This is a genomic window from Streptomyces sp. NPDC054975 (genome assembly GCF_053609105.1).
In genome coordinates this window covers 1-8,930 of sequence record NZ_JBSGWV010000094.1, presented here as the reverse complement: position 1 = coordinate 8,930, position 8,930 = coordinate 1, and the positions used below count along the sequence as shown (strand labels likewise).

Annotated in this window: 10 protein-coding genes and 1 pseudogene; 9 read left to right on the top strand and 2 right to left on the bottom strand. The window is 71.4% G+C overall.

The features are described 5' to 3' along the window. Positions 1-466, bottom strand: a pseudogene (locus ACWF79_RS34495) (M23 family metallopeptidase); the annotation flags it as partial. A gap of 337 nt (positions 467-803) precedes the next feature. On the opposite strand from ACWF79_RS34495, the gene ACWF79_RS34490 reads away from it, so the two are divergent. Both ACWF79_RS34490 and ACWF79_RS34485 read left to right on the top strand, forming a co-directional pair. After that, positions 804-2,030 (top strand): hypothetical protein, encoded by a 1,227-nt coding sequence (locus tag ACWF79_RS34490; protein ID WP_453732129.1) that lies wholly within the window; start codon positions 804-806, stop codon positions 2,028-2,030. A 73-nt stretch (positions 2,031-2,103) separates the two neighbouring features. Next, positions 2,104-2,850, top strand: a complete 747-nt coding sequence (locus ACWF79_RS34485) for an SDR family oxidoreductase (protein WP_453732128.1) — start codon at positions 2,104-2,106, stop codon at positions 2,848-2,850. Positions 2,851-2,857: 7 nt separating this feature from the next. Here ACWF79_RS34485 and ACWF79_RS34480 read toward each other — a convergent pair whose 3' ends face one another. Next, a complete protein-coding gene (locus ACWF79_RS34480) occupies positions 2,858-3,364 on the bottom strand; it encodes a MarR family winged helix-turn-helix transcriptional regulator (RefSeq protein ID WP_453732127.1) in 507 nt (168 codons plus the stop codon). Positions 3,365-3,480: 116 nt separating this feature from the next. On the opposite strand from ACWF79_RS34480, the gene ACWF79_RS34475 reads away from it, so the two are divergent. From ACWF79_RS34475 to ACWF79_RS34445, 7 genes are all read left to right on the top strand, one after another. Next, a complete protein-coding gene (locus ACWF79_RS34475; protein WP_453732126.1) occupies positions 3,481-4,074 on the top strand; it encodes a malonic semialdehyde reductase in 594 nt (197 codons plus the stop codon). Between the two features lie 138 nt (positions 4,075-4,212). Then, positions 4,213-5,454: an MFS transporter gene (locus ACWF79_RS34470; RefSeq protein ID WP_453732125.1), complete on the top strand. Its 1,242-nt coding sequence runs from the start codon at positions 4,213-4,215 to the stop codon at positions 5,452-5,454. Between the two features lie 263 nt (positions 5,455-5,717). Beyond that, entirely contained in the window at positions 5,718-6,062 is a 345-nt protein-coding gene (locus tag ACWF79_RS34465; RefSeq protein ID WP_453732124.1) for a hypothetical protein, read from the top strand. A 317-nt stretch (positions 6,063-6,379) separates the two neighbouring features. Then, complete coding sequence (locus ACWF79_RS34460) at positions 6,380-6,583, top strand: cold-shock protein (RefSeq protein WP_158991800.1); 204 nt, start codon at positions 6,380-6,382, stop codon at positions 6,581-6,583. Between the two features lie 200 nt (positions 6,584-6,783). After that, complete coding sequence (locus ACWF79_RS34455) at positions 6,784-8,217, top strand: DEAD/DEAH box helicase (RefSeq protein ID WP_453732123.1); 1,434 nt, start codon at positions 6,784-6,786, stop codon at positions 8,215-8,217. A gap of 50 nt (positions 8,218-8,267) precedes the next feature. After that, positions 8,268-8,546 (top strand): CBS domain-containing protein, encoded by a 279-nt coding sequence (locus ACWF79_RS34450; protein ID WP_453732122.1) that lies wholly within the window; start codon positions 8,268-8,270, stop codon positions 8,544-8,546. Beyond that, positions 8,534-8,842 (top strand): SCO5918 family protein, encoded by a 309-nt coding sequence (locus tag ACWF79_RS34445; RefSeq protein ID WP_453732121.1) that lies wholly within the window; start codon positions 8,534-8,536, stop codon positions 8,840-8,842. Before ACWF79_RS34450 ends, ACWF79_RS34445 begins: the two co-directional genes overlap by 13 nt. Positions 8,843-8,930: the final 88 nt, after the last annotated feature.

The window sequence follows — 8,930 nt, the reverse complement described above, 5'->3', positions numbered from 1 at the left end:
GGACCAGGTCGAGCCAGACGACCCACTGCTGGGAGCCCGGGATGACGGTCGGCGTCGGCCCCGGGGGCGCCGGCGTGTACCCGTCCGCACCCAGCAGGGGGTCGCCCACCGGGTTGGCGGCATCGGCCAGCGCCTGCCCGCTCAGCGAGCCCACCACCCGGTGCGTGCGGGCGTCCCGGACCTCGACCCGGTCGAGCCGCACCTGCGAGCTGCTGGGCAGCGCGTTCGTGGTGAGGAGTTCGTACGAGAGGTGCTTCTTGCCGTCCGTGGCGTCGAACGGCGTCGGTTCGGTCATCACCGCCGCCGTCAGCGGCGTGAACTGCGGGCCGGGCGCCGGCGTGGCCGCGCCGGTCCCGTATCCGGGTGCCGTCGAAGCCGTCAGCAAGCCGGCTGCGAGCACGGCGGCGGCGAGCCCGCGACGTAGCGGGCTGCGGCCTGTGCGGTTGCGAGAGTCGCGCTCTGCCATGGTGCTCTTCCAGTTGTCGGGTCCGGGCCCCGTGAAGGGCACCGGCACGCCCCGCGCGGCGGCGCAGGCCCATGTAATCCGGCGCCGCGCCGCCCCGGGCGGAGCGCGCCGGAGGCAGGTGCCGAACTGAACCCGTCCAGCCGCGTCGACCGGCCACCCTCGCCTCGCGGCGGCTTCGGGCCGTTGCCGAGCGCCGGGTTCGTCGCGGACCACGTGCGTCGCGATGTGGCCACGAGGATGATCGCCGCCATGGCCCCGCGATCACCGGCTCGCCGCCGGCCACCCGGCGAAGCCGGGTCCGTCGCCGCCTCGACACGTGCTGCCGCATAATCCTCGGGTGTCCCAGACCTCCGCGCCGATACCGTCGGGTTCCCTGTCCGAAGGCGTTCCCGCCTGGCTGTCCGCCGACGCGGCGGCCTGGTCGAGCGCCCGCCCGGCCGCGTGGACGAGGCCACTGTGGTCCGTCCTGGCGCTGTTGGCGACGGTGGCCGCCGCGATCGCCATGGAGCCGATGCCCGTCTGCAGCGTCGCGGCCCCGTGCGGTCCGGACTGGATCGGCATGGTGCAGGTGGGCCTGGCCATCGGCTTGTTGTACTGGTATCGCAGGCTCCTGGAGGTCACTCTCGTCGCCGCGCCTCTCCTGATGGTGATCGTGGCCTGGGAGGAACTTCCCTCCGTCGGCTGGGCGTCCCGGGCAGCGAATCTGGCTGTCATCGCGGCCCTCGGCCTCGGCTGGGCAGCGGCATGGGCGAGGCTGGCCGCCCGGCAGAGGCAGCGACAGCTCGTCGACCGTGCCGCCACCACGGAGCACGGACGGCTGAAGTCGGCCGGTCCGCCGAGACGGGGGACGATCCCGCTCGTCGCCGGGCTGGTGCTGTGCGCCGTGGCCTCCGGCGCCGTCGTCCTCGGCTTGCGCGCCGTGCACGAAGACGAGCGGCAGGCTGCTCTGGCAACCCGTACCGAGGCCGAAGTCACCGGCCGTACGGACCTGTCGCTACGGGTCCGCACCGACGACGGGCGTCGCATCACCGTCGACGCCTTGTTCCCCGAGGACTACGGCCTCGGAACCACCGTCACGGTCCTGGAGCACGAGTCGGGGCAGCGCCTGGCCGCCGAGCCGTACGACGCGATCGGCCCGCAGATGCTGGCCCTGGCCGCCGGGCTGCCCGGGCTCTCACTGGTGACGACAGGCCTTCTGGCACGTCGCCGCGCCACGGTGCTGCGTCGCGGACCGGCGCCTGCCCTGCGCGTGCTGGAGCGCTTGGACCACAACGGCCGGACGTGGATCTACGCCGCCGATGACGCCTCGGCGCGTACGCCTCTGTTCACCTGTACCTGCGCACCGGTCCCGGACGCGGGTGAGCGCGAAGAACAGGGTGCGCAGACCGGTGTCGACGACGACGCCGACGGCATCGACGACGTCCCGTTCACCCCCACCAGGATGCGCGAGGCGGTCATGCTCGGCGCGCCGTACGAAGGCGGCGAGCTGGCCTTCATCACCACGGGTGCCGACGGGACCTCCGTGGTGACCCACACCATCGGATCCGTGGGGATGTTCCAGTAGGTCACCACCTGAGCCGGTACCGGCCTCGCCCAGGCGGTGCCCGTCGACCAGCTCCTGACGAAAGGTATCTGCAGTGAGCCTCATCGATCGCCGCGTGGTCATCACCGGTGCCGGACGGGACTTCGGGCGCGCCCTGGCCCATCACTTCGCCGGCCTCGGGGCGGAGGTCTTCCTCGCCGCCCGGACCCGCGACGCGGCCGAGCGCACGCGTGCCGAGATCCAGGCTCGCGGCCACGCGAAGGCGCATGCCTTCGCGTGCGACCTGGCCGACCCCGCCTCGATCCGTGCCTTCGCGAAGGAACTCGGCGAGCGCACGGACCACATCGACGTACTCGTCAACAACGGTGCGCGTTGGCTCGAAGGCCCCGACCTGCTCTCCGCCTCGGACGACGACGTCGCCGACACCATGGCGTCCGGCGGTACGGGCACCATCCTGGTCACCAAGAACCTGCTGCCCCTGCTGCTGGCGTCCAGCCGGCCCGACGTGGTGACGATGGTCTCCGAGTGCGGCGTTCCCGGCGCCCGGCACGCCGGCGCCCACGAGGCGTACTACGCGGCCAAGAACGCCCAGCGCGGGTTCACCGAGGCGCTCTCACGTCGGCTGCGGCCGCAGGGGGTTCGGGTCATCTCCCTGTTCCCGCCGGACTTCGACAGCTCCCGCGACATCCTGGACCAGGACTGGGACGACGTCCCGCGCGACGCGCGGTCTCCCCTTGCCGCCCAGTCCGTGCTCGAGTGCGTCACCTTCGCGATCCAGCAGCCCCGGGACTGCTTCATCAACGCGTTCCACTTCGAGTCGTGGGCCTCCGCCACCTCCTGAACGGCCCTTACTCGATGGTGGTGTCACCGAGGGTCTCCAGCACCTGCCGGAGGCCCTCGGCGGTCTTCTCGACCAGGTCGCGGTCCACGTCGGCGAGCAGCCGTGCGTAGTTCGCCAGATGGTCGGCGAAGGCGGCCCGGGTGACCTCGTGTCCGTGCTCCGTGAGGCGGATCTTGACGGTGCGCCGGTCGTCGCCCTCGCGCACCCTCTCGACCAGGCCCTTGGCCTCCATCCTGTCGATGCGGTTGGTGATCGCGCCGGAGGTCACCATGGCCGCCTTGATGAAGGCCCCGGCGGTGAGGGCGTAGGGCGGCCCCGAGCGCTGGAGCGTGGTGAGGACGTCGAACTCCCCGTACTCCACTCCGTGCGCGGCGGCCGCTGACTTGGCGGACTTGTCGACCACCCGTGCCAGCCGCTGGATCCGGGCGAAGAGCTCCACCGGCCAGAGGTCCTCCACCACGTCCGGGCGCTCCTTGGCCCACTGACCGATGATCGCGTCCACGGCATCGCTCATCGCCGTACTCCTCTCAATGGACACCTTCTCAACGTTGAGATACTTGACGCTGAGAGAGTCGAGCTGCTTTTATCTCAACGTTGAGATTATCAAGGCTGAACGACAGGAGCACACCGATGTCCGCGCTCGCTCTCCACCCCGCCGCCCAGGACCTCCTCTTCCGCGAGGCCCGTACCGCCCACACCTTCTCCGCCGAGCCGGTGACCGAGGAGCAGGTCAGGGCGATCCACGACCTGATCAAGTACGCCCCCACCGCCTACAACCAGGCGCCGCTGCGGATCGTCCTGGTCCGCTCGGACGAGGCCCGCGCCCGTCTCGTGCCGCACATGGCCGAGGGCAACCAGCCCAAGACGTCGGCCGCGCCGCTGGTCGCGATCCTCGCCGCCGACAACGAGTTCCACGAGGAACTCCCCACACTGCTGCCGCACTTCCCGCAGGCCAAGGACCTCCTCTTCGCCGACCGCCCGGTCCGCGAGGAGTCCGCCCTGCTCAACGCGACGCTCCAGGCCGCGTACTTCATCATCGGCGTGCGCGCGGCGGGACTGGCCGCGGGGCCGATGACGGGATTCGACTTCCCGGGCGTCCAGAAGGAGTTCCTGGACGACGACCACACGCCGCTGATGGTCGTGAACATCGGCCGCCCGGGCCCCGACGCCTGGTACCCGCGCTCGCCGCGGCTCGCCTACGACGAGGTCGTCACGACGGTCTGAGCGACGGCGCTGCCGAGCGACGCGAGCCGTCGAGGCTCGCGGCCGCCGCTACGACTCTTGCGCCCCTGGCCGTCCCCACCGACTCGCCGAAGTCGCCCAGCCCTCCGCTGCCGACCACCTCACCCTCCGGAGCCTTCCGTGTCCCTGCTCGACCGGCCTCACCCCCGCCCCCGCCCCCGCCCCCGCCGCGCCGTGCAGGCGCCGTCCCCCGCCGCCGCGCCGGGATCCCGCCACGTACCCGCCGTGTGGCTGGCGTTACTGGCCACGCCGCTCGCCGCGAGCGCCAACAGCCCGGTCCTGATCCTCCCCGACATGGCCGCCTCGCTCGGCATCCGTACGGCCACGGCGACCTGGCTGGTCACGGTCTTCGCCTGGGCCATCGCCGTCGGCACCCCGCTGATGGCAGCCCTGCTGCGCCGTCGCGGACTGGGCAGCACGCTGCGGCTGAGCGCGGTCCTGGTCGTGGCCGGCACGGCGGTCGTGGCCGTGGCGCCCTGGCTGCCGCTGGCCATGGCGGGACGGGCGGCCCAGGCGATGGGCGGCGCGGGCCTGGTCACCGCGGCGATGAGCCTGGCGGGCTCGGTCCGCCGGATGGGCGTGATCACGGCGGGCTTCGGGACGCTGGGCGCGGTCGGACCGCTCCTCGGCTCGGCGATCGCGGGCACGGCCTCCTGGCGGGTGTCCCTCGCCGTCGGGGTGGTCGCGCTTCTCGCCCTGCCGGCGGTCATGCGCCGCGCCGACCTGTCCGCACCGCGGGAGAGCACCCCCTTCGACGGCCGGGGCGCGGCGCTCCTGGCCCTGACGGCGACGGCCCTGGTACTCATCCCCCGCTACCCGCTCCCGGCGGCGACCGCCTCGGTGGTGACGGCCACGCTGCTGGCCCTGCACGTCCGGTCCAACCCCACGGGCTTCGTCCCGGCGGCGCTGCTGCGCACCAAGGCCTTCGTCCTCTCCGCCGCGCTCGCCTGCACCTTCGCGACCTCGTACTTCACGCTGCTCTTCACCGTCCCGCAGCTGCTGCGAGACCGTACCGACTGGTCGACCGCCACGATCGGCACCGCCCAGCTGGTCGCCCTCCTCGTGGGCTCGGCGCTCTCCATGGTGCTGGCCGCGGCCTCGGCCCGGATGGGCCGCCGGCGAGTCCTGACCATCCTGCTCACGGTCGGAGCGCTGGCTCCGCCCACCGCGGTACTGACCCCCTGGGCGCCCCTCCTCCTGCTGGTCGCGACGCTGGCGGTCTTCACCACGAGCGCGGGCCAGGCGACGCTCGCGGTGTACGCGACCCAGGCCGCTCGGCCCGACCAACGCCCCACGCGATCGGCCTGTTCAACCTCTGCTACCAGCTCGGCGGCGCCTTCGGCCCGGCGATCGCGGCCCTGATCACCCTGGGCGCCTGAACACCTCCCCCCGGTCTCCTCCGTGATGCCGGAGACGACCCGTACAACAGCCACTCACCACGCAAGGACCGTGATCATGAACAGGGAAACTCTCCTCCGCGGGGCGGCGGTTGCCCCCGTGACGCCGAATGATCAGGGCAAACGATTCCGCTTATCCCGTGCGAGTGACAACAGGAATGGCTCGCCGCCGCGAGGGGCAGCGCTCGCAGTGCTTTCTTCACCTGCGAACAAGGACAAGGAACTCCCATGCGTCTTCGCTCCGCCCTGGCCGCTGTCGCCGGCGCCGCCCTCCTGCTGATCACCGCCCCCGGTTCGGCCTCCGCCGCCGAGGGGCAGTTCCGGTACACGTACCGGACGGCCGACGGGTACGAGGCGGTCGGCTTCCTCAACAACCCGGAGAGCGGCACCTGCATCAACATCCAGGGACCGGGGTCGGAGCCGGGCTCGCCCGCGTACGCGCCGAAGAACCGCACCGATGCGACGGCCGTGGTCTTCCTTGAGGCGAACTGCGAGGGCGACGCCTTCTACAGCCTGCGCCCGGGCGGCGGCGCATCGGACCGCCTCCTCGTGCGCTCGGTCGTCTTCTCCTGACGCGCGACGGCGGGACCCGGGACCTTCGGTGACGGGGAATCTATATCTGTAGCGGCGAAGTGAGGGTTCACGAGGCCGGGGAGTGAATGTTTTTGGGGTGGAAAAAGAGTGCCGATATTTCGACCGGCGGCGGGCACTTCGGCATGCTAGCCTCAATCTCAGTTGCAGTTGTGGTTCCCGAACTTCAAGTGCTTCCGGTCGGCCTCAGAGTCGCTGGGAAGCGCTTTTTCATCTCCGGTCTTCCGGCGGGGTAATCATCGCGGCGACACAGCGTCCGCGCAGTGCGGGCGCCGATGTGCCCCAAAAGGAGACATGGCATGACTACTGGCACCGTGAAGTGGTTCAACGCGGAAAAGGGCTTCGGCTTCATCGAGCAGGACGGTGGCGGCCCCGACGTGTTCGCCCACTACTCGAACATCGCCGCCCAGGGCTTCCGTGAGCTGCAGGAAGGCCAGAAGGTGAACTTCGACATCGCGCAGGGCCAGAAGGGCCCGACGGCCGAGAACATCGTTCCCGCCTGACGCTGACGCGTACTACGTAGCTGGGGCCCGCATCCTTCGGGGTGCGGGCCCCAGCTGCACGTGTTTTTTGTAAGGAAAATTTTTTCCAGATCCGCAGCGCAGCTGATTCTGCGCTCCATTCGGCCCGATCTCGCAATTCTCCACGCTGCTGTTCGCCGCGGGAATTCCTTGATATGCGCCGCATCCAAGGAAGGTTCCCCATGAACCGCACACACATCCGTAAGAGCGGCGCCGGTTCCGCGCGCCAAGGAAGCCGCTCGGGCGGACGCGGCCGTCGGCCCGTCGCCCGGCAGGGTGAGTTCGCGCTCCCCACGTCGGTCACGCCCGCGCTGCCCGCCGTCGAGGCGTTCGCCGATCTCGGTATGCCGGAGGCGTTGCTCGCCGCGCTCGTCGTCGAAGGCGTGACCGTACCGTTCCCGATCCAGGGCGCGACGCTGCCGAACACCCTCGCGGGCCGTGACGTCCTGGGCCGTGGCCGTACCGGCTCCGGCAAGACGCTGGCCTTCGGCCTCGCGCTGCTGGCCCGTACGGCCGGCCAACGCGCCGAGCCCCGGCAGCCGCTCGCCCTGATCCTCGTCCCCACCCGCGAGCTGGCGCAGCAGGTGACCGACGCGCTCACCCCGTACGCCCGCTCCGTGAAGCTGCGCCTGGCCACGGTCGTCGGCGGCATGTCGATCGGCAGGCAGGCAGGCGCGCTGCGCGGCGGCGCCGAGGTCGTCGTCGCCACCCCGGGCCGGCTCAAGGACCTCATCGACCGAGGCGACTGCCGGCTGAACCAGGTCGGCATCACCGTGCTGGACGAGGCCGACCAGATGGCCGACATGGGGTTCATGCCGCAGGTCACCGCGCTGCTGGACCAGGTCCGTCCCGAGGGGCAGCGGATGCTGTTCTCCGCCACCCTGGACCGCAACGTCGACCTGCTGGTCCGCCGCTACCTGACCGACCCCGTCGTGCACTCGGTGGACCCCTCGGCCGGCGCGGTCACGACGATGGAGCACCACGTGCTGCACGTCCACAGCGCCGACAAGCAGGCCACCACGACCGAGATCGCCGCCCGTGACGGCCGCGTGATCATGTTCCTGGACACCAAGCACGCCGTCGACCAGCTGGCCAAGGACCTGCTGGGCAGTGGCGTACGGGCCGCGGCCCTGCACGGAGGCAAGTCGCAGCCGCAGCGCAACCGCACCTTGGCACAGTTCAAGAGCGGGCATGTCACCGTGCTCGTCGCCACGAACGTCGCCGCCCGCGGCATCCACGTCGACAACCTCGACCTCGTCGTCAACGTCGACCCGCCCACCGACCACAAGGACTACCTGCACCGCGGTGGCCGTACCGCACGTGCGGGTGAGTCCGGGAGCGTGGTCACCCTCGTCACCCCGAACCAGCGCCGTGACATGGCGCGGCTCATGGTGGACGCGGGGATCCGCCCGCGGGTCACCGAGATCCGCTCCGGCGAGGCCGAACTGAACCGCATCACCGGCGCGCAGGCCCCGTCGGGCGTCCCCGTCCGCATCACGGCTCCGGCGCCCGAACGCCCGCAGCGCGGCGCCGCGTCCCGCGCCCGGCGCAACCGCCCCTCGCAGGGGACACGCCGCGCCGCCCAACGGCGGGCCGCCCTCGACCAGGCCTCCTAGAGCCTCCGTCCTGGGTCGACGCCCACCCCCACTCTCCGCAGGAGGCACTTGTGACACTGGTTGCCCAGCCCCGCCCCGACGCCCCTGACGAGACCGACCCGCAGGTCTGGGACGCCATGACCGTCGAGGTGGCCCTGTCGGTCATGGCAGGTGCCCGCGCCGGGCACCTGATCGTCCGCGACGACGACGGCCGGCGCACCGGTCTGGTCACGCAGACCCAGCTCACCGTCTTCCGCGCCAGCTCGGCGTACACCGACCGGGTGCGGCTGCGCGACCTCCTCGTCGGTCCGTCTTCCTCTTCTCCCTGTGAGGTCCCATGCGCTGCGTGATCGCCCGCTTCCCGTTCGAGCTGACGAAGAACGGAGTGCTGGAAACGATGAAGGGCGTCAAGCCCGAACCGGTCACCGGCGAATCCGTGACCATCGGACGCCGCCGGTATCCCGTCAAGCAGGTGGGCACGGTCATCACCCGCCAGGACAGCCGTGATTTCAGCTCCGGCGAAGTCGTCCGGGCCATGACCCGGCTCGGCTTCACCTGCCATGCCCTCCCCACGGCCGCGCCCGCGTCAGGCATCAGCCCGGTCGAGCGGGCGTCCGCCCTGCTCGGCACCGCCGCAGTGGCCTGACCGACGTAAGGCGCAGGACGAGGACGACGGACGAGGGCCCGACCGGTGCACACCGGGGGGGCCCGCGGGCGGCGTCGGTGCGACCCGA

What these genes read in the sequence shown, in the direction of transcription:
- ACWF79_RS34480 (WP_453732127.1), bottom strand. Translation starts at nt 3,364, where the DNA reads ATGAGCGATGCCGTGGACGCGATCATCGGTCAGTGGGCCAAGGAGCGC.
- ACWF79_RS34475 (WP_453732126.1), top strand. Translation starts at nt 3,481, where the DNA reads ATGTCCGCGCTCGCTCTCCACCCCGCCGCCCAGGACCTCCTCTTCCGC.
- ACWF79_RS34465 (WP_453732124.1), top strand. Translation starts at nt 5,718, where the DNA reads ATGCGTCTTCGCTCCGCCCTGGCCGCTGTCGCCGGCGCCGCCCTCCTG.
- ACWF79_RS34460 (WP_158991800.1), top strand. Translation starts at nt 6,380, where the DNA reads ATGACTACTGGCACCGTGAAGTGGTTCAACGCGGAAAAGGGCTTCGGC.
- ACWF79_RS34455 (WP_453732123.1), top strand. Translation starts at nt 6,784, where the DNA reads ATGAACCGCACACACATCCGTAAGAGCGGCGCCGGTTCCGCGCGCCAA.
- ACWF79_RS34445 (WP_453732121.1), top strand. Translation starts at nt 8,534, where the DNA reads ATGCGCTGCGTGATCGCCCGCTTCCCGTTCGAGCTGACGAAGAACGGA.